The sequence below is a fragment of the Amycolatopsis sp. NPDC041971 genome (assembly GCF_055588925.1).
Window position 1 is genome coordinate 15,794 of record NZ_JBVJCE010000002.1, and the last position, 23,903, is coordinate 39,696.

A 23,903-nucleotide genomic window follows, 5' to 3' on the forward strand; every position below is an offset into this window, starting at 1 on the left:
CGCCACCGGAACGGCGACGGGGTCTTTCGTGAGCCTGGGATCAGTCCAGGTAGTCGCGCAGCACCTGCGAACGCGACGGGTGACGCAGCTTCGACATCGTCTTCGACTCGATCTGCCGGATGCGCTCACGGGTCACCCCGTACACCTGGCCGATCTCGTCGAGCGTGCGCGGCTGGCCGTCGGTGAGGCCGAACCGCAGCCGCACCACACCCGCCTCACGTTCGGACAGCGTCTGCAGCACCGACTGGAGCTGGTCTTGCAGCAGCGTGAACGACACCGCGTCGACCGCGACGACGGCTTCGGAGTCCTCGATGAAGTCACCGAGCTGCGAGTCGCCCTCGTCGCCGATGGTCTGGTCGAGCGAGATCGGCTCGCGGGCGTACTGCTGGATCTCGAGGACCTTCTCCGGGGAGATGTCCATTTCCTTCGCGAGCTCTTCGGGGGTGGGCTCGCGACCGAGGTCCTGCAGGAGTTCACGCTGTATACGGCCGAGCTTGTTGATGACCTCGACCATGTGCACCGGGATACGGATGGTGCGGGCCTGGTCGGCCATCGCGCGGGTGATCGCCTGACGGATCCACCAGGTGGCGTACGTGGAGAACTTGTAGCCCTTGGTGTAGTCGAACTTCTCGACCGCGCGGATCAGACCGAGGTTGCCCTCCTGGATCAGGTCCAGGAACGCCATGCCACGGCCGGTGTAGCGCTTGGCCAGCGAGACCACGAGCCGGAGGTTCGCCTCCAGGAGGTGGTTCTTCGCCCGCTCACCGTCGCGCACGATCCACTTGAGGTCGCGCCGCATCTGGGTGACGAGCTTCTCGCCCTCCTCCTCGGCGTTGCGGACGCGTTCGGCGGCGTAGAGCCCGGCCTCGATGCGCTTGGCGAGCTCCACCTCCTCCTCCGCGTTCAGCAGGGCGACCTTGCCGATCTGCTTGAGGTACGCGCGGACCGAGTCGGCCGAAGCGGTGAGCTCGGCGTCCTTGCGGGCCTGGCGCAGCGCCTCGGACTCTTCCTCGTCCCAGACGAAGTCCGGGTGGTCGGAGGTCTTTCCGGCGTTCTTGTCGGCCGTCGTGCGGCGCCCGCGCGGAGGCGTCTCTTCGACGTCCTCCTCGGACTCCGCGTCCTCTTCCGTTTCCTCGGTGACCGTCGCGTCGACGACGTCCACCTCGACCTCTTCCAGGTCGGACAGATCCGGGGTTTCGAGTTCGGCTTCGTCGAGCTCTACCGGACCGTCTTCCGGATCGCCGTCTTCGGTCTTGACACCCTTGGTGGTGGGTTTCTTGGCCGGAGCCTTCTTCGCCGGGGCCTTCTTCGCGCCTGCCGCCTTGGCGGCGGTCTTGCGCGCCGCGGGCTTCGCCGCGTCGGTGGCTGCCTCGTCGGCCGGCTCGCCGGCTGCGGTCGCTGTCTTCGTCCCGCTTCGGGTTGCGGTTCTTGCGGCTGCCACTTACGCCCTTTCGCAGCGGTCGATCATGACGAGCCGAGGCGTGATGGTCTCGGCTGCCTCAAACGTCGGGGAACACCCCTCGGCCTGCGATTTCCCTCGTTCTGGTGGGTGCCGCCGCCGGGGGCCGTGTTCCATTGTAACGACGATACGTGACAGCGTCGCGGCGCGGACCACCACCCGGCGGGCGCGACACGCCGTGCGACCCGCCGAAGTGACATCCGTGGCGCGGATGTCAGCGTGGGCGCGTCAGTGCTCGATGCCCTCCGCGGCGGCGGCCGCCGCGCCGACGATGCCCGCGTTGTTCTGCAACGACGCGACGATCACCGGGGTGCGGATGTCCAGCAGCGGAACCCATTTGTGCGATTTCTTGCTGACCCCGCCGCCGACGATGAACAGATCCGGCCAGATCAGATTTTCCAGCACGGAGAGATACCTGTTCACCCGTTCCGCCCATTCGGGATACGAGAGGTCCTCGTTGTCCTTCGCCGACGCCGCGGCCTTCTTCTCCGCGTCGAAACCGTCGACCTCGATGTGGCCGAATTCGGTGTTGGGCACGAGCTTGCCGTCCTGGAAGACCGCACTGCCGATGCCGGTGCCGAAGGTCAGCAGCGCCGTCACGCCGCGTTTCGCGATCGGGTCGCCCCAGCGGATCTCGGCCATTCCGGCGGCGTCGGCGTCGTTGAGCATCGCGATGTCGTCCTCGCCGCGGCCGAGGCGTTTGGCGAACAGGGCGTCGGCGTCGGTGCCGATCCATTCGCGGTCGATGTTCGCCGCGGTGTGCGCGACGCCCTTCTTGACCACCGCGGGCAGGGTGACGCCCACCGGGCCGTCCCATCCCGCTTGGGCGGTGATCTCGGCGACGACGTCCGCCACCGCCTCGGGGGTCGACGGCTTCGGCGTGTCGATGCGGATCCGGTCGCCGATCAGCTGTCCCTCCGCCAAGTCGACCAGCGCGCCCTTGATCCCGCTGCCGCCGATGTCGATACCGAAACCTCGGGTCGCCTCCACCACGGACGTGGTCCCTTCTCGCACGATTCAGAAGCCTGCCTCGGAGACTTTAACCGGATGTGGTGACATGGCGGACGTGGGAGTTGACGAGACGTTGCTGAAGAGTGTCGCCGAGCGTGTCGCGGGCGAGGCCGCCGAACTGGTCCACGAGGCCTGGACCGGGATGAACGCGGGCCGTGAGGTGCGCGTGGACACCAAATCCGCCGACACCGACGTGGTGACCGCGGTGGACCACGAGTCGGAACGGCTGGTTCGCGCCCGGCTCGCCGAACTGCGCCCCGACGACGCCGTGCTCGGCGAGGAAGGCGGCGGGATCGCCGGCGACGGGGTGACCTGGGTGGTCGACCCGATCGACGGGACGGTGAACTTCCTCTACGGGCTGCCGTGGTTCGCCGTGTCGGTGGCCGCACAGGTGGGCGGGGTGTCGGTGGCCGGCGCCGTCGTCGAACCGGTCAGCGGTCGCCGCTGGACCGCCGCGCGCGGGCAGGGCGCGTTCCTCGACGGGCGGCGGCTGTCGGTCAACGCCCCGCGACGGCTCGATCTGACCCTCGTCGGCACCGGGTTCGCCTACAAGGTGGAACGGCGGACGAAGCAGGCCCGGTTCGTCGCGGAACTGGCGACCAGGGTGCGGGACGTGCGGCGCAACGGGGCCGCCTCGCTCGATCTGTGCGCGGTCGCGGCGGGCTGGCTGGACGCCTACGTCGAACACGGCCTCGGGCACTGGGACTGGGCCGCGGGGGCGCTCATCGCCGCCGAGGCGGGTGCTCTCGTGTCGTTGCCGGGGGAGGACGCCGAGCTGGGACCGGACGCGACCTTCGCGGTGGCGCCGTCGATCGAGGGCCCGTTGCGTCAGGCGCTGCTCGACTCGGGTGCGGGCGTGATCTGAGCCTCAGCGTGCGCCATGAACGGTCCGTTACTTGCAAATTTTGCAAGTAACGGACCGTTCATGGCGCTTGAAAGAGCTTTAGCGCTTGAAAGAGCTTTAACAGGGAGCTTCGCGAGCGGCCTTCAGCAGCGTCTGGTCGATCACCGGGGTACCGCCGCCGGCCGACTGCTCACCGCCGCCGCTGCCCTGCTGCGCCTTCGACCACCGAGTGAGCTGGTCGAGGACCTGGCGCGCTTCCGCCTTCGGGCGGACGTCGCCGAGCAGGGTGCCGGTGGTGAACGTGACCGAAGCGTCCTTGCGGTTGTCCTTGACCAATTCCGCGCACGGGACCACCAGGCTCAGCGTGCGGGCCGCGGCCGCGCCGTTCTCGCCGAAGCGGATCTGGCCGCGGCACTTGGCTTCGGCGTTCTTGTAGGCCGGGTCGACGTCCGGCTCGAGCACCTGGGAGAAACCGAGTTCCCGGAGTGTGCTGGTGACGATGCCGCCTTGGCCGCGGACCTGGGATCCGTTGAGCACCTGGACGGCGACCTTGTCCGGCGGGACCGGCGCCCGGTCGTCGAGGCCGTCGTGCGCCAGCGGCGTGTAGGTGACGCCCTGCTGCGGGACGGGCGGCGGATCGCAGCGGATCTTGGCATCGATGTCGGCGTTGCTCGCCACGACATTCACCCAGACGATGACCGCGCCGAGTGCCATCACCCCGATGACGATGAGCGCGGGCAGCGGGTTGTGTTTGCGATACGGCCTCGCCCCGCGGTCCCCGATGCCGTTCCCCGACGCCACCTGCCAGTCCCTTCCCCAAAGCCCGGATCCCCGGACGGTGTTTCATCCCACCATCGTGTCCGATCAGCCTATGCGTTACGGCGAAGGTGATCGGCGCGGGCCTCCGGATAGCACCACGCGATGCCTGCTCCGGGCAAGCGGCCGGGTCCAAGCGGTGAGGTACCCGACGTGGGGGCAACCGAATCGGACGACAGGCGTCTTGACAGCAGGGTTCCCCCTGTTGGGTGACGTGGATCCGGCAATGTCTGACTCGTTGCAGAGCCAGTATCGGCGTGAGCTACCCTTCGCGGGCTCAGGCGGCAGTAAGAGGCACAAAAGAGAGACCTCGCTCACTGCCCAGCCGGGCACAAACAGGGGCGCTGGGACGTTAACCAGCGGCACGAAGGACTCACGAGCCGCGCGCTCGCGGGTCCGGGCCATCTGACATCGAAGCATCGCAGGGGTGAGGGACAAATGGCGACCGACTACGACGCTCCGCGCCGCAGCGAAGCCGACGAGCTGGCCGAAGACTCGTTGGAAGAGCTCAAGGCAAGGCGCAATGAAAATCAGTCCGGCGTCGTGGACGTCGACGAGGACGCGACCGCCGAGAACTTCGAGCTGCCGGGCGCGGACCTCTCCGGACTTTCCGGGGAGGACCTGACCGTCAAGGTCGTGCCCAAGCAGGCCGACGAGTTCACCTGTTCCGTCTGCTTCCTGGTGCATCACCGCAGCAGGCTGGCGGAAGAGAGTGGCGGACGGCTCATCTGCCGCGACTGCGCCTGAGCCTACGGGCACAGGGGACGGCGCGACAGGGGTTTCGGGGTTCGAACAGGAATAAGGGGGCCGGCCGAGTGGCCGGCCCCCTTTCCTTTTGAAAGCACGAGCCTTTGAAGAGCACGAGCCTTTGCCTAGGACTTCGCAGCGGTCCGCCGCAGCAGCGCGGCCACCTTCTCCGGGTGCCGGGTGCTGAACAGCCAGTACGGCGTCGGGTCTTCGGGATCGGTGAGCCAGACCCGCACGACCGGGCCGACCCAGCCCCGGTGCAGCACGAAGGCCGCCGGATCGGCGTCGCGGCCGAGTGCCTTGCGCTTCGCTTCCTTGTCGATGACGTCGACGTCGCCCGCGAACTTGAGCGGCAGATGCGCGTCGCGCAGCCACAGCTCCGGCTCGGCGCCACCGGTCACCCGGACGCGGGACCGGCCGAGCGAAACCATCAACGCGATCACCGCGGGGATCAGCACCACGTACGGCAGCCAGCCGCGGAGCCCCGGATAGCCCATGTCGATCTCCGCCGCCAGCAGCCCGCCGCCCAGCAGCGGCAACGGCCAGCCCCACCACGGGACGTAGAGCCGCTCTGAATGCTTGACGGCGCCGCCTTCGGCCGTGCTCACGCTTTCACCCACGGGTTCAGGGTAGTCTCGCCGCCCGTGTCCACCGTTCAGGTACTGCTTTCCCGGATCGATCCGTCGGTCCCCCTCCCCGCCTACGCACGCCCCGGCGACGCGGGCGCCGACCTCGTCACCACCTCGGATCTCGTACTCGCGCCCGGCGAACGCGGCGTCGTCGGAACGGGCGTCGCGATCGCGCTGCCGCCCGGGTACGCGGGGTTCGTCCACCCACGCTCGGGTCTCGCCGCCCGCGTCGGCCTCTCGGTCGTCAACACCCCGGGCACGATCGACTCCGGGTACCGCGGTGAGATCCGCGTCTGCCTGATCAACCATGATCTCTCCGAGAAGGTCGTGCTCACCCGCGGCGACCGGATCGCGCAGCTGGTCGTGCAACGGGTCGAACAGGCAGAGTTCGTCGAGGTCGCCGAACTCCAGCCGTCCGAGCGCGGCGAGGGAGGGTATGGCTCCACGGGCGGACACGTCACACTGGGAGCCGGAGCCAGGGAAGGAACGGAGAACTAGTGGGGATTTTCGGACGCAAGCGCGAGGCCAAGCCGAGCGGACGGCACGCCGCGCCCGAGGTCGACGAGCGCCCCGGCAACGCCACCGACGAGGAGATCGAGTCCCAGCTGTCGGAGACCTCCGACGGCCCCTTCGACATCGCCGACGCGCCCGAGGACGGCATCCCGAGGATCGACCTCGGTTCGGTGAAGGTACCGGTACCCGACGGTTCCCAGGTCCAGGTCGAGATGGACCCGGAGAGCGGCGGCGTCCGCGCGGTACACGTCGTCACCGAACAGGGCCAGATCACCGTCAGCGGCTACGCGGCGCCTCGGTCCGGCGGTCTGTGGAAGGACGTCAGCACCGAACTCACCGAGCAGCTGCGCGCCGACGGCGCCAAGGTCTCGGTCGGCATGGGTGAGTGGGGGCTGGAGCTGTCCGCGATCGTCGGCGACGTCGCGCTGCGGTTCGTCGGGGTCGACGGTCCGCGCTGGATGCTCCGCGGCGTCATCGCCGGTCCGCAGTCACAGGCGTCCCAGGCGCCCGCGGTGCTGCGGGAGATCGTGCGGTACACCATCGTCGACCGCGGTGACGCGCCGATGCCGGTCCGCACCCCGCTGACCATCACGCTGCCCGACGCCGTCGCACAGCACATCGCCGAGCAGCAGAGCTAGTCTGTCGCGCGCTGACGAAAAGCGCGCCGAAGGGGCGTCGTTTCGTACGCGACTCACGTTGGTGCGGAGGCGCCCCTTCAACGCGTTTTCGTGGGCCTTCGGCCCGAAAGAGGGCGCGCGACGGGTGAAGTCTCCGTCGGGCGCGGGGCGCCCTTGGGGAGACCGTTCGGTGCTGTCGTTCGGTGCTGTCGTTCGGGCGGGAGGCCGTCTCGTGCGGCTAATGGGTTTGGGCTTTCAGCCAGGCTTGGACGGTTGCGTGGCCCAGTGATTCCCGGTCCGCGCCGAGGGCGGTGAGTGTCGACTCGCCGACCTCGGCGCGCGGCAGGGCCTTCGCCCAGGCGCGGGCGACCTCCACCGGGTGGATCGGGTCGTCCACGCAAGCGCCGATCCCCGCGGGCACGCCGAGTCCGTTCAGGTCTTCGAGCGCCGGGGCGGGCCGGGCCGCCGCCGTCCGCAGGCTCGCCGCCAGCCCGGCACCGTGCCGCCGCCACGCGCGGCCGAGTTCCGCCGAGAGCCAGTCCGGGACGCCGTCCGCCGATTTCGCCAGTGCGCCCCCGACCCCGTTTTCGGCCACCAGATCCGCTGACAGCCGCGCGGCGAGCGACGCGGGTGCTTGTCCGGCGGGGCCGTTCCAGGCCGGGAGCGCGGCCAGCAGGCCGGTGCAGCGGCCCGGATTGCGGACCGCCCACTCCGCCGAGAGATGCGCGCCGAACGAGATGCCGCCGACGAGCAGCGGGCCGTGCTCACCGGACAGCCTGTCCAGCTCCTCGAGGTAGCCGTCCGCGAGACGGTCACCCGCGGGCGGAGGCGGGGCGAGCAACCGGATGCCGAGCGCCCGCAGCGGACCGGAGAACACGCTGCGCACGAACACTTCGTCGGACCCGGTGCCGGGGAGTACTACTGCCGTCGTAGGCGGAATAGCGGAGGTCACGTTGCGATCTTCTCCCAAACCCGTTGTCCTGGTCCGAGCACAGTTACGCTGGATTACGCACGGGCCGTTCGAGTCGGGGGCCCCGGAGCACAGGAGCACCGTTATGTCCGCCAAAGACGGCGGCTACTTCAGCCGGCTGGTCCGTAAGCTGACCAGCGACGTCGACGATCTCGACGCCGACGATCTGTCCCAAAAATCCGAAGCCGGCGGAGCGCAGCGCGCCTGTGACTGCCGGTCGGGTCAAGAGGTCACGGTGCTCGGGCGGCTCCGCAGCGTGGAGCTCTGCCCGACCAACGAGGCGGCGACGCTCCAGGCCGAGCTGTTCGACGGCACCCAGGGTGTGACGCTAATCTGGCTCGGACGCCGCCGGATCCCCGGAATCGAACCCGGGCGAACCATCAAGGTGCGCGGCCGGATGGCCGAACGTGATGGTCAGAAGGTGCTTTACAACCCCTATTACGAACTTCAGAGCCCTGTGAGTTGATCCCGCATCGTGACTGAACCCGCCGGCGGCGAGCAGAAGACCGACGACAAGAAGCCCCAGCCCACCCTGTTGGAACAGATGGGCGGGCTGTCAGGACTGTTCTATTCCTCGCTGCCGGTCATCGTGTTCGTGATCGCGAACGCGATCTTCGGGCTCACGGTGGGGATCTGGGCCGCCGTGGGCAGCGCGGTGGCCATCACCGTGCTGCGGATCGTGCGCAAGGAACCACTCCAGCCCGCCATCTCCGGATTCTTCGGGGTGGCGATCGCGGCGTTCATCGCCTACCGGACCGGTTCGGCCAAGGGCTTCTTCCTGTTCGGCATCTGGACGAGCCTGGTCTACTTCGGTGTCTTCGTGCTGTCGATCGTCGTCCGCTGGCCGCTGGCCGGGGTGGTGTGGAACGCGCTCAACGGCAGCGGCCACGCCTGGCGCAAGGACAAGAAGTCGCTGATCGCCTATTCGATCGCGACCGGCGCCATGGCGCTCATCTTCGGCGCCCGGTTCGTCGTGCAGCGCTGGCTGTACGACGAGGACTACACCGGCTGGCTGGCCTTCGCGAAGATCGCGATGGGATACCCGCTGTACGCGCTCGGCCTGCTCACCGTCGTGTGGGCGGTGCGGCGGTCGGACAAGCACCTCAAGGCGCAGGCCGAAGAGGCCCCGAAGGAAGAGACCGACGCCGAGGTCGAGGCTCGCTTGCGCGAGAAGTACGCCCAGGCGCCCGGGGTGGAGAACTAGCCCCGCGCCTGTCAAGCCCCCCATGCTAGGAACGGTCCTTTCCTTGCGAATTTCGCAAGGAAAGGACCGTTCCTAGCATTTGAGGAAGCGTGAAAGGACCGTTCAGTACCCCCGCTTCTAGTACCCCCGCTTCTAGTACCCCCGCTTCTAGTACCCCAGAGCGGTCCGGATCTCCGGCTCCACGTCGGAAGTCGCGACGAACAGCAGCTCGTCACCCGGCTCGAGCGGATCCTCCGGCTGCGGCACGATCACCCGGTCCCCGCGCAGAATCGTCACCAGCGCCGCGTCACGCGGCAGGTTGATCTCGCTGACCGACTTGCCCGCCAGCGGCGTCTCCTCCGGGAGGGTGAGTTCGACGAGGTTCGCCTGGCTCTGCCGGAACGTCATCAGCCGCACCAGGTCGCCGACGCTCACCGCCTCCTCGACCATCGCCGCGAGCATCCGCGGGGTCGACACGGCGACATCGACGCCCCAGGCGTCGTTGAACAGCCATTCGTTGGCCGGGTTGTTCACCCGGGCCACCACCCGGCGCACCGCGAACTCGGTCTTCGCCAGCAGCGACACCACCAGGTTCGCCTTGTCGTCGCCGGTCGCGGCGATCACGACGTCGCACTCCTCGATCCCGGACTCCTCCAGGATCGACACCTCGCACGCGTCGCCCAGCACCCAATCCGCCTGCTCCACGGTGTGCGGCTCGAACTGGTCGGCCTCACGTTCGATGAGCATCACCTGATGCCGCCCATCGATCAGCTCCGCGGCGATCGACCGGCCCACCGCGCCGGCCCCGGCAATCGCGACCCGCATCAGTTCTCCTCTTCCGGTTCGCGAGCGGCGACGGTGGTCACGTCGCTGACAGTGCCCGATTTCGCGGCGACGTACACGACGTCGTCGGCCTGGATCACGGCCTTGGTGTCGGGCAGCACGGCGGTGCCGAACCGCATCATGAACGCGACCCGCGCGCCGGTGGTGTCCTGCAGTTCGCGCACGCTGCGCCCGACCCATCCCTCGTGCAACGGGAGTTGCAGGAGCGCGACGCTGCCCGAAGGATCTCGCCACTCGGAGGCGACACCGTCGGGAAGCAGGGTGCGCAGGAACCGGTCGGTCGTCCACGGCACGGTCGCCACGGTCGGGATGCCGAGCCGTTCGTAGACCGCCGCGCGCTTGTGGTCGTAGATCCTGGCGACGACCTTGTCGATGCCGAAGTTCTCCCTGGCCACGCGCGCCGAGATGATGTTGGAGTTGTCGCCGCTGGACACCGCCGCGAAGGCCCCCGCGCGTTCGATCCCGGCCTCGATCAGCACCTGCCGGTCGAAGCCGACGCCGACCACCTGCTGACCGTGGAAATCACTCCCGAGCCGCCGGAACGCCTGCCTGCTCTTGTCGATGACGGCGACGTCGTGCCCCAGCCGCTCCAGCGCCGCGGCCAGGGATGCGCCGACCCGGCCGCATCCCATGATCACCACGTGCACGCCCTGCCTCCTTAGTTCGCGGACGTTTCACCCGTCCGCAGGTACCCAGACACACCAGCGCCGAACCTACCGTGAGCACCTTCCAACCTTCCTCCCCACCGCCACCCTCAACGGAGCCGCTGCGCGCCGCAGCTACGCTTCTGCGGTGTCGAAGTTCCCGACCGTATTGAAGCGCCTCGTCCTCGGACGCCCATTCCGGAGTGACCGCCTCTCGCATACGCTCCTGCCGAAGCGCATCGCGCTGCCGATTTTCGCGTCCGACGCGTTGTCGAGCGTCGCCTACGCGCCTGAGGAAATCTTTCTGACCCTCAGCGTCGCCGGGTTGTCCGCGTACGCCTTCGCGCCCTGGATCGGGGTCGCCGTCGCGGTCGTCATGCTGGTCGTGGTCGCCTCCTACCGGCAGAACGTGCACGCCTATCCCAGCGGCGGCGGTGACTACGAAGTCGCCAACACCAACCTCGGCGGCAAATTCGGGCTCACCGTGGCCAGTGCGTTGCTGGTCGATTACGTGCTCACGGTGGCGGTGTCGACGTCGTCCGGGGTGGCGAACATCGGCTCGGCCGTGCCGTGGGTCGCACAGCACAAGGTGATCGTCGCGGTCGTCATCGTGGTCGTGCTGACCGCGTTGAACCTGCGCGGAGTACGCGAATCGGGCAAAACGTTCGCCATTCCGGTCTACGGGTTCATCCTCGGTATTCTCGGCATGGTGATCTGGGGCCTGATCGAGGCGGCCTCCGGCGCCGACATGCGGGCCGAGAGCGCGGATTTCCAATTGCACGAAGAAGCCTCTTTGACCGGGTTCGCCTTCTTCTTCCTGTTGTTGCGCACGTTCTCCTCCGGCGCGGCGGCGCTGACCGGGGTCGAGGCGATCAGCAACGGTGTCCCGGCGTTCCAGAAGCCGAAATCGAAGAACGCGGCGACCACACTGCTGATGATGGGCGTGCTCGCGGTGACGATGCTGGTCGGCATCATCACGCTGGCGATCATCACCGACGTCAAATTCGCCGAGCACCCGGAAACGCAGCTCACCGGCACCCCGGCGGGCTACGAGCAGAAGACGATCGTCGCGCAGATCGCGCAGGCGGTGTTCGCCGACTTCACCCCCGCGTTCTACTACATCTCCTTCGCCACCGGCATCATCCTGCTGCTGGCCGCGAACACCGCGTTCAACGGCTTCCCGGTACTCGGCTCGATCCTCGCCCAGGACCGTTACCTGCCACGTCAGCTGCACACCCGGGGTGACCGGCTGGCCTTCTCCAACGGCATCCTGTTCCTCTCGGCGTTCGCGCTGGTGCTGATCATCGCGTTCGACGCGGAGGTCACGAAGCTCATCCAGCTCTACATCGTGGGCGTGTTCGTCTCCTTCACGATCAGCCAAGCGGGCATGATCCGGCACTGGAACCGGTTGTTGGCGAGGGAAACCGATCCGGCGGTGCGGCGGCGGATGCGGCGTTCGCAGACGGTCAACGCGATCGGCCTCACCATGACCGGCACGGTGCTGGTCATCGTGCTGGTCACCAAGTTCCTGCTCGGCGCCTGGATCGCGATCGCGGCGATGGTGGCGATCTACATCCTGATGACCGCGATCCGCAGGCATTACGACCGGGTCGCCGAGGAATTGCGCGAGATGGACCGCAAACCGGTCGTACTGCCTTCGCGCAACCACGCGATCGTGCTGATTTCGAAGCTGCACCTGCCGACCCTGCGCGCGCTTTCCTACGCCAAGGCCGTGCGGCCGGACGTCCTCGAAGCGGTCACGGTGAACGTCGATGACGCCGAGACGCGCAAACTCGTCCAGGATTGGGGCGACCACAGTTTCAAGGTGCCGCTGAAAGTGATCGAATCGCCGTACCGCGAGATCACCAAGCCCGTGCTGGACTATGTGAAGCGCGTCCGCGGCGACAATCCGCGCAACGTGGTGACCGTGTTCATCCCCGAATACGTGGTCGGGCACTGGTGGGAGCAGGTCCTGCACAACCAGAGCGCGCTGCGGCTCAAGGGGCGGCTCCTGTTCCAGCCCGGTGTCATGGTGACGAGCGTGCCGTGGCAGCTCGAATCGTCGGAAAAGGCGATCAAACGCGACCGGAAGGCACGTCCGGCGGCAGGCGACGTGCGGCGTGGATTCTCCCCGGTGCTCAAACAACCCGAAAAAAATGACGCGCCGCGTGGATTCCCCCCGGTGGTCGAACAACCTGAAAAGCAGAAGGACGAAGCAGAATGAGTGTGGACGCGTCGACCGGCACCTGGCTCGGGCGAACGATCGAGCTGGAGGTCGGCGCGGTCGCGCACGGCGGGCACTGCGTCGCGCGGGCGGAGGGACGGGTCGTGTTCGTGCGGCACGCGCTGCCCGGCGAGCGTGTCCTGGCCTCGGTCACCGAGGACAAGGGCGGGTCGTTCTGCCGTGCCGACGCGATCGAGGTACTGGAGGCATCCCCGGAACGGGTGGAGCCGCCGTGCCCGCTCGCCGCGCCGGGGGGATGTGGTGGTTGCGACTGGCAGCACGCCGCTCCCGGTCACCAGCGTGAACTCAAGGCCGCGGTCGTCGCGGAACAGCTGAAGAGGCTGGCCGGGATCGAGCGCGCCATCGTCGTCGAAGCGCTCGACGGTGGACCGCTGGACTGGCGCAGCCGCGTCCGGCTCGTCGCAGGCAAGGACGGCAAAGCGGGCTTCCGGGCGCACCACAGTCACCGTGTGATCGCCGTCGACGGCTGCCCGATCACCGTCCCCGGCGCGCTCGACGACGTCGTGTCGCGGAACTGGCGGCCCGGCAGCGAAATCGAGGTCACCAAGGACGGCGAGGGGCACGTGCACGTCCGCGACCTGTCGACGGTCCACGGAAAGACCAAGTCGCGGCAGTTGGCGGGCGGCCTCGCCGTACAGCACGCCGCCGGCCGTGACTGGCGCCTCGACGCCCACGGCTTCTGGCAGGTCCACCCGGCCGCCGCCGACACGCTCGCCGCCGTCGTCGCGGAATGGGCCGAGGCTCCGCGCGACGGCGTGGCATGGGACCTGTACGCCGGCGTCGGCCTCTTCGCGTCGGTGCTCGCCGAGCAGGCCGGCCCGCGCGGCCGCGTGCTCGCCATCGAATCCGGCCGCCGCGCCGTCGCCGACGGCGAGGAGAACCTCGCCGACCTCCCGCAGGTCCGCTGGCGCTCCGGCCGCGTCGAGCACCTGCTGGCCGACGCCCCGAAACCGGTCGACGTCGTCGTCCTCGACCCGCCTCGCAAGGGGGCGGGCAAGGCCGTCGTCGAGTCCATTGTGGAAGGCTCACCCGATCGGATCGTCTACGTGGCGTGCGACCCCGCCGCCTTGGCTCGCGACATCGCGCTGTTCGCGGAGCACGGATACGGGCTGGTGGACCTGCGCGCTTTCGACGCTTTCCCGATGACGCACCACGTCGAATGCGTTGCGTTGCTGCAATAATTCGGAAGCTGTAATCCGTCGGAATGGATCGGCTTCGTTCGGCTTGTCCAGGTGTCGAAGTGCTCGCTAACTTGAGTTTCAAATTCCGAAAACGATAAGGGAACTCAAGTTCGCATCATGGAACCGTCGATACTTCCTCCCGGTGTCACGGCGGAGGAAATCAGCTACCGCAACGGCCGGAAGCAAGTGATCTACACGGCGCCGTACCCATCCGAGGGGCCGGTGCTCGCGCGCGATCTGCTGGGCAGACAAGCGTGGATGTTCATGTATGCGCATTTCGTCTTCACCTGGGTGGAGGGTGCGGTCCAGGTGCAGGTCGGCCACGGCACCCTGAACGGGCCGAAGATGCCGCTGTGGAAGGGAATCAGTATTCCCGCCTACTGGGCGGGTCCCGCGCTGGCGGAATTCGGGCAGGCGTGGGCGCTGCAGCAGATGAACGGTGATCGGGGCACCCCGGCCGTCGTTTCCATCTGACTCTCTCGGAAGAAAAGTGGCCGGGTGGCTCGGTGCAGGTGATCGTGAGTGCTGAGGGTCCTCACCACTCACGACACCCCGGACTCAGCGTTTCAGCGCGAAGGTGAAGTCGCCGGAAACCTTTCCGTGCAACCGCACGGCCGAAAGCACCTTGCCTTCGTCGATGAGTCTCTCGACCTCGGCCCGTGAAAGGCCGCAACCCTCGGCGATCAGCCGCACCGGCCGGACCGGGATCCGCGCCGCGAAGCGAACCGCGACGTCGACCGAGTCCCCGTGGCACGTGGAACCGGTTTCGAGACGCCAGGCGTTGTCCCAGTCGAGGGCGACGCGGTTACGGCGCCGCACGACCGGATCTTGGAGCAGTTCGAACGCCAGATCGGGATCGTTCTCGTGCAGCCGGTTCAACAGTTCAGGACGTACGGAGCGCACGTTCACCCGCTCCAGGATCGTGAGCTTCGCGGTGTCCCCGCATCCGGTGCAGCGCGCGAGGAGCCAGGCGTCGATGAGTTTGTGGTTGGCGTTGACGCGGAATTTGCCGTTCGCCCGGAAGCGTCCGGACGCGCAAGCGTGGCAACGGCGGAGGACGAGAGGGAGGCAGGTGGGTACGACCACCCAGTTTTCGAGCACAGGAATACACCCGTTCCAGTGAGAAGTCCGCAGCAAAAAGAAGCGCGGCGCCAAGGCGCGACACGCGACGAAATCAGCGCTCGGGAGGTCTCACAGGGTGTACAACGGCAGGTCCTCGGGCTCGACGACGTGGTCCGGCAGCACGGTAATGGCCCAGAAGAGGTCGCTCCACTGGTTTTCCAGGGCAAAGCGAAGGCCCCCTGGCCGAAACCAGGGGGCCTCATTCAAGCAAGCTTCAGGAGCGCGCGTCCTCCTTCAGCATGTCCGCGCACTTCTCCCCGATGGCCATCGTCGTGATGCACGGGTTGACCGCGACCAGGAATGGCATGGCCGAACCGTCCGCGACGCGCAGACCTTCCACACCCCGGACGCGCAGCCGCGCGTCCAGTACGGCCATCGGATCCCCGTCACCACCCATTTTCGCGGTGCACGAAGGGTGATAGACCGTGTTGTGCGTCTTGCGCAGGTAGTCGGCGATCTCGTCGTCGGTCTTGACGTCCTTGCCGGGCGCCAGTTCCGTGCCCGCCCATTCGTCCAGCGCGGGTTGTTCGGCGATCTTGCGCGCCAGTTTGATGCCGAAGGTCATCACGCGCATGTCGTGCTCGTCGGTGAAGTAGCGCGGGTCCACCTTCGGCTTGTCCCGGTAGTCCCGGCTGCGCAGCCGCACGGTGCCGGTCGACCGTGACCGGGTGACGTTCGGTGTCAGGCAGAAGCCGTTCTCCGTGGTGGGATATCCCTGCCGGAGGGTGTTCATGTCGAACGGCACCGAGCCGTAGTGGAACATCAAATCCGGCCGGTCGAGCCCCTCCTCCGTGGTGGTGAAGATGCCGATTTCCCACCATTGCGTGGATTCGGTGGTCATCGGCTGCAGCGCGTCCCACTGGATGACCCCCTCCGGGTGATCCTGGAGGTTCTCGCCGACGCCGGGGGAGTCCACCAGCACCTCCACCCCGACCTCACGCAGATGCTCGGCGGGACCGATTCCCGAAAGCATCAGGAGTTTCGGGGTGTCGATCGCGCCCGAAGACAGGATGACCTCGCGCCTCGCCCGCAACGGGACACCGTGGATCAGGTCGTCGGCCAGGTATTCCGCGCCGGTGCAGCGTTTGCCGTCGAACAGCAGCCGCCGGACGCGGGCACCGGTGATGATCTCCAGATTCGGCCGCTCGCCGATGATCGGGTGCAGGTACGACACGGAGGCGGACGACCGCGTGCCGTCTTCGCGCGCGTTGATCTGGAACCAGTTCGCCCCGTGCGTCACGGTCTTGCCCGAGTTGAACTCCGTCCTCGGGATGCCCGCCTGCGCACAGGCCTGCAGCAGCGCGACGCCGGTCGGGTCGTTCGGCGGCACCGAGCGGATGGTCACCGGACCGGAGCGGCCGTGGTGGTCGCCGGGCCCGTCGTTGGTCTCGAGACGTTTGTACAGCGGGAAGATGTCCTTGGCCGACCAGCCGGACAGGCCGAGCGACGACCACTCGTCGAGGTCTTCCGCCGGCGCCCAGAAGGCGATGCACGAGTTGTGCGACGAGCAGCCGCCGAGCACCCGCGCGCGGGCGTGGCGCAGGAAGGAGTTGCCGGACTCCTGCGGTTCGACCAGGTAGTCCCAGTCGTAGCCGGATTCGAGCAGCGCCATCCACTTCGTCAGTTCCAGCACCGCCGGATCGTCCACATCGGACGGTCCGGCCTCCAGCAGCGCCACGGTGACGTCCGGATCTTCCGAGAGTCTCGCCGCGACCACCGAACCCGCCGTCCCGCCGCCGACGACGATGTAGTCGAACTCTCCGGTCACTGTGCTGCCTCCTCGGGAAGTGCTTCCGCGGCGTGATCGGCCAGGACGCCGCTCTTGTGCCGCAGGACGAACCAGTAGTACGCGAAACCGACGGCGGCCACCGCGCCGACGAACAGCACGGCCCCCCATTCGAGGTACCAGTGATACGGCTCGGTCGCGTTGTAGACCTCGCGCCGCGGCCAGGCCAGGTTCACCACGATCGCACCGCCCCACAGCACGCCGAGGATGTTGACCGGCAGCCCCAGTTTGCCGAGCGAGAAGTACTTGGTGCCTTTCCCCTTCAGCGGAGGCCATTGCCCGCGCAGGCGTTTGACCAGCATCGGAACGGTGACCAGCAGGTATGCCAGGTAGATCATGATGATGCCGATACTGGTGATCACCGTGAAGATCTGCGGCTGGCCGACGTTGACCACCAGGATCAGCACCGCGATCACCCCGGACACGATCGCGGGGATCACGGGCGTCTTCGTCTTAGGCGACACCCGGGCCAGATGCTTGCCGGCGGGAAGGTTGTTGTCGCGGCCCATCGCGAACATCATCCGGATCGCCGCCGACTGCACGGCCAGGTTGCACACGGTGATCGCGATGACGACCGCCAGCAGGAAGATCGTGCCGATCGTGCTGCCGAGGACGTCGAGCACGATGAACTGGAGCCCGCCGGTCGCGATCCGCGGGTCGTTGATGTCGCCCACGGCCATCAGCGCGAGGATGAGGATCAGCCCGCCGATGACGAACGACGCGATCAGCGCGCGCAGGATCGCCTTGGGCGCGTTCTTGCGCGGGTCGTGGGATTCCTCGCCGAGCGAGCTGGCGGTGTCGAAGCCGTACATGACGTAGGTCGACGCGAGCGAGGCGACCAGGAACGCCCCGAAGTACCCCCACGGCTGGTCGGCGCCGGTGTCGTTGGTCTGCATGACGACCTCGGGGCCTCGCGTGATGTTGACCGCGAGCGCGACGATCAGCAGGACCGCGGCGATCAGTTCGATGAACACCCCGGCGCTGTTGATCCGCGCCATCAGTTTGACGCCCCAGGCGTTCACCAGCGTGGTGAACAGGATCAGGACGGTGCCGAGGATGACCGCGTTCACCGCGCCGTCGCCGGAGAAGGAGAAGAACGACGAGATCTGCGGGAGCGTGATCTGGTAGGCCAGCGCGACCGCGGCGATGCTGACGATCGAGGCGGTCAGCATCATCCACCCGGCCATCCAGGCGACGTGCGGGCTGCCGAGCCGTTTCGACCAGTTGTAGATCGAACCGGCGACCGGATAGTGCGCGGCCAGTTCGGCGAACGACAGCGCCACCATCAGCTGGCCGACGAACACCATCGGCCACGACCACCAGTACGCCGGCCCGCCGAAGCTGAAGCCGAAGTAGAACAACTGGAAGGTGCCCGTCAGGATCGAGATGTAGCTGATCCCGGCGGCGAAGGTGTGGAAATTGCCGAGCGTTCTTTCGAGTTCCTGTTTGTAGCCGAAACCGGCGAGGCCGTCATCGGAAGGATTGCTCATCGGCAATTTTCCCCTCTTCAGTTGGACGCGGGCTCCCCGGAGAACCAGCGCTGTGGTGCGGGCCGAAGATTCTGATAAATGTGCTTCGCCTCCGTGTACTCGGCGAGTCCGGTCGGGCCGAGCTCACGCCCGAAACCGGACTGCTTGTAGCCGCCCCATTCCGCCTGCGGCAGATACGGGTGGAAGTCGTTGATCCAGATCGTGCCGTGCCGCAGCCGGTTCGCGACCCGCTGCGCGCGGGAGGCGTCCGAGGTGAACACCGCGCCCGCGAGGCCGTAGTGCGTGTCGTTGGCGATGCGGACGGCGTCGTCCTCGTCGGTGAAGGTCTCGACGGTGAGCACCGGGCCGAACGATTCGTCGACGACGGAGCTGCTGCCCTGCTTCACGTTGTCGAGGATGGTCGGCAGGTAATAGTGCCCCTTCGCGAGCTCGCGATCGTCGGGGCGTTTGCCACCGGTACGCAGCACGGCGCCCTCTGCCAGCGCCGCGGCGACGTAGCGTTCGATCTTTTCCACATGGGCGGCCGAGATCAACGGACCGGTTTCAGCCTTCGGGTCGAAAGGTCCACCCAGTCGGATCAATTCGGCGCGCCGGACGAGTTCGTCGACGAACTTCTCGTGCCACTCCTCCTGGACGATCAGCCGCGCGCCCGCCGAGCAGACCTGCCCGGAGTGCAGGAACACCGCGGTCAGCGCGTAGTCGACGGCGGTGTCGAAGTCCGAGTCGGCGAAGACGACGTTCGGGTTCTTGCCGCCCAGTTCCAGCGCGACCTTCTTGATGGTGCCCGCTGCCGAGGCGGCGATGATCTTGCCGGTCGCGAGGCCGCCGGTGAACGACACGAGATCGACGTCGGGATGCTCGGACAGCGGTGCCCCGGCCTGCGCGCCGGCGCCGAGCACGAGGTTCGCGACGCCGCCGGGCAGCCCGGCCTCGGTCAGCAGCTTCATCAGCAGGATCGAGGTGTGCGGGGTCAGCTCGCTGGGCTTGAGGACGAACGTGTTGCCCGCCGCGAGCGCGGGGGCGACCTTCCAGATGGTCTGCAGGAGCGGGTAGTTCCACGGCGTGATCAGCCCGCAGACGCCGACCGGCTCGTGCACGATCCGGCTGAACGCGTCCGGGTTGCCGGTGTCGACCACGCGGCCTGCGTCGTTGGCGGCGAGCTTGCCGAAGTAACGCAGGCACGCGGCGATGTCGGCCATGTCGTACTCGCTCTCGACCAGCCGTTTCCCGGTGTCGAGCGACTCGGCGCGGGCGAAGGCCGAGGCGTCGCGATCGAGCAGGTCGGCGGCCTTCAACAGCAGGTCACCGCGCTGGGGAGCGGGCGTGCCCGGCCACGGGCCGGTGTCGAACGCCTTCCTCGCGGCGGCGATGGCCGCTTCGGTGTCTTCACGGGTGCCTTCGGCGACTTCCGCGACCAGCGATCCGTCCGCGGGGCAGCGGATCTCCCGGCGACCACCGCCGACCGCGTCGACCCATTCGCCACCGATGAAAAAGTCCGCCATCAAGCCCTCCGCAACCGGCTCCTGCTCAACCGTCGATCAGCGATTATCACGGCCACCCGACGTGACCGCTACTTGGCAAAAGAGACCATGTTCACACCGTCGGGTGGCGAGTGGTGATTTTCTGACATGTGACCCGTGACGCGGCGGACGGAAGACTCTCAGGGAGTCTCCGTAGACTGGTCGGAACGGCGGAAGAGGAACCAGGCGAGGTGGGAGAGTGACGTTGCTCGAGTCCGTGCACGGACCGGCCGACTTGAAGCGGATGAACCCGGAACAGCTCGGCGAGCTGGCCGCGGAGATCCGGGACTTCCTCGTCGAAAAGGTGCGGCTCGCCGGTGGTCACCTCGGCCCGAACCTGGGTGTGGTCGAGCTGACGATGGCGCTGCACCGGGTCTTCGACTCGCCGAGCGATGCCATCGTGTGGGACGTCGGTCACCAGGCGTATGTGCACAAGATCGTCACCGGCCGTCATGACGGCTTCGGCAAGCTGCGCCAGCTCGGCGGCCTCACCGGCTACCCGGCGCGCTGCGAGAGCGAGCACGACTTCGTCGAGAACAGCCACGCGTCGACCGCGCTGTCCTATGTGGACGGTCTGGCGAAGGCGTTCGAGCTGGGCGGGGGCGGCAGGCACGCGATCGCCGTCGTCGGGGACGGCGCGCTGACCGGTGGCATGTGCTGGGAGGCGCTCAACAACATCGCCGCGAACCCGCGCCGCCCCGTCGTCATCGTCATCAACGACAACGGCCGCTCGTACTCGCCGACCATCGGCGGCGTGGCCGACCACCTCGCGTCGTTGCGGCTCAAGCCGGGCTACGAGCGCGTCCTGGACCGCGGCAAGGAATTGCTTCGGCACACCCCCGTCCTCGGCAAGCCGATCTACGCGGCGCTGCACGCGGCGAAGGCGGGGATCAAGGACGCGCTGAGCCCGCAGATGATGTTCTCCGACCTCGGCCTGAAGTACCTCGGCCCGGTCGACGGGCACGATCTGGCGGCGCTGGAGAAGGCGTTCCAGAGCGCGCGCGACTTCGGCGGCGCGGTCATCGTGCACGTGGTCACCGAAAAGGGCCACGGCTACGAGCCCGCGGTGAGCAACCAGGCCGACCAGATGCATCAGACCGATCCGATCGACCCGGAAACCGGCCTGCCGCCGGTCAAGGGCCCGAGCTGGACCGGCGTCTTCGCCGACGAGCTGGTGAAGATCGGCGCCGACCGCGAGGACGTCGTCGCGATCACCGCGGCCATGCTGCGTTCGACCGGGCTGCACAAGTTCGCCGAGGCATATCCCGATCGCTGGTACGACGTCGGTATCGCCGAGCAGCACGCGGTGACTTCGGCCGCCGGGCTCGCGATGGGCGGCAAACACCCCGTCGTCGCGGTCTACTCGACCTTCCTGAACCGGGCGTTCGACCAGGTCCTGATGGACGTCGCGCTGCACCGGCAGCCGGTGACGCTGGTGCTGGACCGGGCGGGTATCACCGGGCCGGACGGGCCGAGTCACCACGGCATGTGGGACCTCTCACTGCTCGGCATGGTGCCGGGCATGCGGGTCGCCGCGCCGCGCGACGCCGGCACGCTGCGTGAGGAGCTGCGGGAGGCCGTCGCGGTCGAGGACGGGCCGACGGCGCTGCGGTTCTCCAAGGGCGGCGTGATCGACTCCGTCCCCGCCGTCGAACGCGTCGGCACGGTGGACGTCCTGCGCGAACCCGACGGCGACGCCGACGTCCTGCTGGTCGCCGTGGGCGCGTTCGCGATGCTCGGGCTCGCCGCCGCGGACCGGCTGGCCGATCAGGGCATCGGCGTGACCGTGGTGGACCCGCGCTGGGTCGTCCCGGCGCCCGCTGAACTGGTGGCGCTGGCCGAGCGGCACAAGCTCGTCGTGACCGTCGAGGACAGCGGACGGCACGGCGGTTTCGGCTCCGCGCTGGCCGCGCTCTTCCGCGACGCCGAATGCGACGTGCCGCTGCGGGACCTCGCGGTGCCACAGGTGTTCCACGACCACGGTTCGCGCGAAGAGGTACTGGCCCGGATCGGGCTCACCGCGCAGGACGTCGCGCGGCGGGTCACCGAGTGGTCCGCGAACCTGGCGAGCCGGACGCCGGCGCCGGAGGACACGCACCGCTGACAAGCGCTATGAAAGCGCGCTACGCCTTCCGTCGGGCGCCGAGCCGGTGCCCGAGGCCTCCTGGGCGATGTAAGTGGTCAGGGCGTCCCCTCAGTACATGAAGGCCCCCTTCCTTGCGCTAGACGCAGGGCCCCGGCAAAGTCGCATAGCCGCTGGTCGGTGGCGCTTTCGGTGATCCGAACTGGACTTCCGACGAGAGCGGATGACAGGGTGCCTTGAGCGTCAAGTGTCCACAAAGGACATTATCCGGCCGCTGAACGTCCATTTGATGCATTTATGTACGTTTTTCGACTGGGTCGTGAGTGAAATTTAGGGCTAGAACCCTCTTTTTCACTCACGACCTGGTCGAAAAACGCCCAAATCGGGCACCGTAGCCCTGGATGCGTCCTATGTGGACAGTCGAGAAAGATGTCAGGCGACTGTGACGAGCCCGCCTCTGTCACCGCAACACCCACTCGACCAGCGGCTATGCGACTTTGCCGGGGCCCTGCGCTAGACGCAAGGAAAGGGGCCTTCATGTACTTCAGACGACCTGAGCGGCGAAACGCGATGGGTCTCGTGACCCGCCCGAGGAAACGCTCAAGGGGTCCGTGAAGGCCTCCTTAAGGGACCCAGAGTCCCTCAAGGAGGCCTTCACGGACCGAGCCACTCACAAGAAGCCAGGGGCGCGCTAGGCCTCCTGGGCGATCGCGACCACAGGGGTGGCGACGGGCTCCGCGTACGCGTAGACCTCCCGCGGTTCGGGAAAGAGCTTCACCAGCACGGGATACGCGATCGCCGCCGTGCACAGGGTCACCACCATGCTGACGTCGACGCCGCCCGCGATGTCCTTGAACGGCCCGGCGATCATCGGGGTGTTGGCGGTCAGCAGACCCAGCGTCGTCGCCGGGATCCACGCGGCCATCGCGCGCCAGTTCACGCCGCGGGTGAACCAGTAGCGGCCGCCCTTGCGGCCCTGGTTGAACACCTGGAGGTCGTCCGGGTCGTAGAACCCGCGCCGCAGCACGAAACCGATCATCATGATCACCATCCACGGCGAGGTGCACAGCACGATCAGGGTGGCGAAGGCGTTGATGCTCGAGACCATGTCCAGCACGAAGTTGCCGACGAAGATGAACACGACACTGAGCGAGCCGATCAACAGCGTCGCCTGTACCCGGCTCAGCTTCACGAAGATCGAACTGAAGTCCAGCCCGGTCCCGTAGAGCGAAGTCGTGCCGGTGGACAGCCCGCCGATCAGCGCGACCACGATCAGCGGGATGGCGTACCAGAGCGGGGAGATCGCGGTCAGGCCGGTGATGTAGTCGGCCGGATCCGCGACCAGTGTCGCGGTGGCGATGCCGAACCCGAACGGCAGCAGGGTCGCCACCTGCGCCAGGAACGGCGCGGCCAGCAGGGAACGGCGGCTGTGGCGCGCGGGGATGTAGCGTGTCCAGTCGCCGAGGAAGGCGCCGAACGAGATCGGGTTCGCCATAGTGGTGAGCGCGGCCAGGATCCAGGTCGGCCAGAAGTCGCCGAGGGCGTAGGCGCCGGTGCCGGCGAAACCCGGGTCGAAGGTGCCGCCGTAGGCCACGATCCCGAGCAGCATGATCGCCGTGCCCAGTACGACGGCGACCCGGTTCACCAGCAGCATGAACCGGTAGCCGTAGATGCACACCACCAGCGTCGCGATCGCGATGACGCCGTACGCGACGCCGCGGAGCACTTCGCCGCCGTCGAAGCCGAAAAGCCGTTGCGCGGCACCGGCGACGGCGTCGCCGCTCACCCAGACCGAGATGGCGAAGAACGTGATCGCCGTCAGCAGGGAGAGGAAGGAACCGACACAGCGGCCGACGACGCCGAAGTGCGCGCCCGAGGAGACGGCGTTGTTGGTCCGGGTGAGCGGGCCGAACAACGACATCGGCGAGAGCACGAGCGCGCCGACGACCACGCCCGCGACGGTGGCCGCCACCGCGGCCCGGAAACTCAGGCCGAAGGCGATCGGGAGCGTCCCGAGGATGATGGTGGCGAAGGTGTTCGCGCCGCCGAACGCCATCCGGAACAGGTCGCGGGGCCGCGACGTCTGCTCCTCGGGCGGGATCGGCGCGATGCCGTGCTGCTCGACTACGGTGACCTTGTCACCCATGGGGACCTCCAAGTGCGCGTTTCGTCCTCTGAATGCGGTCCTTGCACACGCAAG

Annotated in this window: 22 protein-coding genes; 10 read left to right on the top strand and 12 right to left on the bottom strand. The window is 67.7% G+C overall.

Features of this window, described 5'->3' with window-relative positions; all coding sequences use genetic code 11:
* Window positions 1-40: 40 nt before the first annotated feature.
* A complete protein-coding gene (locus ACZ6DT_RS05130) occupies window positions 41-1,441 on the bottom strand; it encodes an RNA polymerase sigma factor (RefSeq protein WP_465588930.1) in 1,401 nt (466 codons plus the stop codon).
* Between the two features lie 246 nt (window positions 1,442-1,687).
* Complete coding sequence (ppgK, locus tag ACZ6DT_RS05135; protein WP_465590500.1) at window positions 1,688-2,449, bottom strand: polyphosphate--glucose phosphotransferase; 762 nt, start codon at window positions 2,447-2,449, stop codon at window positions 1,688-1,690.
* Window positions 2,450-2,516: 67 nt separating this feature from the next.
* On the opposite strand from ppgK, the gene ACZ6DT_RS05140 reads away from it, so the two are divergent.
* Window positions 2,517-3,335: an inositol monophosphatase family protein gene (locus ACZ6DT_RS05140; protein WP_465588933.1), complete on the top strand. Its 819-nt coding sequence runs from the start codon at window positions 2,517-2,519 to the stop codon at window positions 3,333-3,335.
* A 96-nt stretch (window positions 3,336-3,431) separates the two neighbouring features.
* Here ACZ6DT_RS05140 and cei read toward each other — a convergent pair whose 3' ends face one another.
* Complete coding sequence (gene cei, locus ACZ6DT_RS05145; protein ID WP_465588936.1) at window positions 3,432-4,115, bottom strand: envelope integrity protein Cei; 684 nt, start codon at window positions 4,113-4,115, stop codon at window positions 3,432-3,434.
* A 453-nt stretch (window positions 4,116-4,568) separates the two neighbouring features.
* Between cei and ACZ6DT_RS05150 the strand changes: the two genes are divergently transcribed.
* Complete coding sequence (locus ACZ6DT_RS05150; protein ID WP_005164528.1) at window positions 4,569-4,877, top strand: DUF4193 domain-containing protein; 309 nt, start codon at window positions 4,569-4,571, stop codon at window positions 4,875-4,877.
* 125 nt (window positions 4,878-5,002) lie between these two features.
* Here the strand turns inward: ACZ6DT_RS05150 and ACZ6DT_RS05155 are convergent, their stop codons facing one another.
* Window positions 5,003-5,497, bottom strand: a complete 495-nt coding sequence (locus ACZ6DT_RS05155; RefSeq protein ID WP_465588939.1) for a DUF3093 domain-containing protein — start codon at window positions 5,495-5,497, stop codon at window positions 5,003-5,005.
* Between the two features lie 24 nt (window positions 5,498-5,521).
* Here ACZ6DT_RS05155 and dut point away from each other — a divergent pair, with 24 nt between their 5' ends.
* Window positions 5,522-6,004, top strand: coding sequence for a dUTP diphosphatase (gene dut, locus ACZ6DT_RS05160; protein ID WP_465588942.1), 483 nt, complete (start codon window positions 5,522-5,524; stop codon window positions 6,002-6,004).
* On the top strand, window positions 6,004-6,657 hold the full coding sequence (locus ACZ6DT_RS05165) for a DUF3710 domain-containing protein (RefSeq protein WP_465588945.1): 654 nt from the start codon (window positions 6,004-6,006) through the stop codon (window positions 6,655-6,657). The genes dut and ACZ6DT_RS05165 overlap by 1 nt, the downstream gene beginning before the upstream one ends.
* Window positions 6,658-6,874: 217 nt before the next feature.
* Here the strand turns inward: ACZ6DT_RS05165 and ACZ6DT_RS05170 are convergent, their stop codons facing one another.
* Window positions 6,875-7,588, bottom strand: coding sequence for an alpha/beta fold hydrolase (locus ACZ6DT_RS05170; protein WP_465588948.1), 714 nt, complete (start codon window positions 7,586-7,588; stop codon window positions 6,875-6,877).
* 103 nt (window positions 7,589-7,691) lie between these two features.
* Here ACZ6DT_RS05170 and ACZ6DT_RS05175 point away from each other — a divergent pair, with 103 nt between their 5' ends.
* Both ACZ6DT_RS05175 and ACZ6DT_RS05180 read left to right on the top strand, forming a co-directional pair.
* Window positions 7,692-8,072, top strand: coding sequence for an OB-fold nucleic acid binding domain-containing protein (locus ACZ6DT_RS05175; RefSeq protein WP_465588951.1), 381 nt, complete (start codon window positions 7,692-7,694; stop codon window positions 8,070-8,072).
* A 9-nt stretch (window positions 8,073-8,081) separates the two neighbouring features.
* Window positions 8,082-8,810, top strand: coding sequence for a DUF3159 domain-containing protein (locus ACZ6DT_RS05180; RefSeq protein WP_465588954.1), 729 nt, complete (start codon window positions 8,082-8,084; stop codon window positions 8,808-8,810).
* Window positions 8,811-8,957: 147 nt separating this feature from the next.
* On the opposite strand, the gene ACZ6DT_RS05185 is transcribed toward ACZ6DT_RS05180, so the two are convergent.
* Window positions 8,958-9,614, bottom strand: coding sequence for a potassium channel family protein (locus ACZ6DT_RS05185; protein WP_465588957.1), 657 nt, complete (start codon window positions 9,612-9,614; stop codon window positions 8,958-8,960).
* Entirely contained in the window at window positions 9,614-10,279 is a 666-nt protein-coding gene (locus ACZ6DT_RS05190; RefSeq protein ID WP_465588960.1) for a potassium channel family protein, read from the bottom strand. The genes ACZ6DT_RS05185 and ACZ6DT_RS05190 overlap by 1 nt, the downstream gene beginning before the upstream one ends.
* A 145-nt stretch (window positions 10,280-10,424) precedes the next feature.
* On the opposite strand from ACZ6DT_RS05190, the gene ACZ6DT_RS05195 reads away from it, so the two are divergent.
* From ACZ6DT_RS05195 to ACZ6DT_RS05205, 3 genes are all read left to right on the top strand, one after another.
* The gene (locus ACZ6DT_RS05195; RefSeq protein WP_465588963.1) at window positions 10,425-12,500 is read left to right on the top strand and encodes an APC family permease; all 2,076 of its coding nucleotides are present in this window, start codon (window positions 10,425-10,427) and stop codon (window positions 12,498-12,500) included.
* Window positions 12,497-13,702 (top strand): class I SAM-dependent RNA methyltransferase, encoded by a 1,206-nt coding sequence (locus ACZ6DT_RS05200; RefSeq protein ID WP_465588966.1) that lies wholly within the window; start codon window positions 12,497-12,499, stop codon window positions 13,700-13,702. The genes ACZ6DT_RS05195 and ACZ6DT_RS05200 overlap by 4 nt, the downstream gene beginning before the upstream one ends.
* Before the next feature lie 117 nt (window positions 13,703-13,819).
* Window positions 13,820-14,176, top strand: coding sequence for a hypothetical protein (locus ACZ6DT_RS05205; protein ID WP_465588969.1), 357 nt, complete (start codon window positions 13,820-13,822; stop codon window positions 14,174-14,176).
* 84 nt (window positions 14,177-14,260) lie between these two features.
* Here ACZ6DT_RS05205 and ACZ6DT_RS05210 read toward each other — a convergent pair whose 3' ends face one another.
* From ACZ6DT_RS05210 to ACZ6DT_RS05225, 4 genes are all read right to left on the bottom strand, one after another.
* Window positions 14,261-14,803 (bottom strand): DUF1062 domain-containing protein, encoded by a 543-nt coding sequence (locus tag ACZ6DT_RS05210; RefSeq protein WP_465588972.1) that lies wholly within the window; start codon window positions 14,801-14,803, stop codon window positions 14,261-14,263.
* Window positions 14,804-15,038: 235 nt separating this feature from the next.
* Window positions 15,039-16,592, bottom strand: coding sequence for a GMC family oxidoreductase (locus ACZ6DT_RS05215; protein ID WP_465588975.1), 1,554 nt, complete (start codon window positions 16,590-16,592; stop codon window positions 15,039-15,041).
* Window positions 16,589-18,100, bottom strand: a complete 1,512-nt coding sequence (locus ACZ6DT_RS05220) for an APC family permease (protein ID WP_465588978.1) — start codon at window positions 18,098-18,100, stop codon at window positions 16,589-16,591. The genes ACZ6DT_RS05215 and ACZ6DT_RS05220 overlap by 4 nt, the downstream gene beginning before the upstream one ends.
* A gap of 17 nt (window positions 18,101-18,117) precedes the next feature.
* Window positions 18,118-19,602, bottom strand: coding sequence for an aldehyde dehydrogenase family protein (locus tag ACZ6DT_RS05225; RefSeq protein WP_465588981.1), 1,485 nt, complete (start codon window positions 19,600-19,602; stop codon window positions 18,118-18,120).
* A gap of 217 nt (window positions 19,603-19,819) precedes the next feature.
* Here ACZ6DT_RS05225 and dxs point away from each other — a divergent pair, with 217 nt between their 5' ends.
* The gene (gene dxs / locus ACZ6DT_RS05230) at window positions 19,820-21,724 is read left to right on the top strand and encodes a 1-deoxy-D-xylulose-5-phosphate synthase (protein ID WP_465588984.1); all 1,905 of its coding nucleotides are present in this window, start codon (window positions 19,820-19,822) and stop codon (window positions 21,722-21,724) included.
* 670 nt (window positions 21,725-22,394) lie between these two features.
* Here dxs and ACZ6DT_RS05235 read toward each other — a convergent pair.
* Window positions 22,395-23,849 carry a purine-cytosine permease family protein gene (locus ACZ6DT_RS05235; protein WP_465588987.1) on the bottom strand — a complete coding sequence of 485 codons (1,455 nt, stop codon included), beginning with the start codon at window positions 23,847-23,849 and terminating at the stop codon, window positions 22,395-22,397.
* Window positions 23,850-23,903 lie beyond the last annotated feature (54 nt).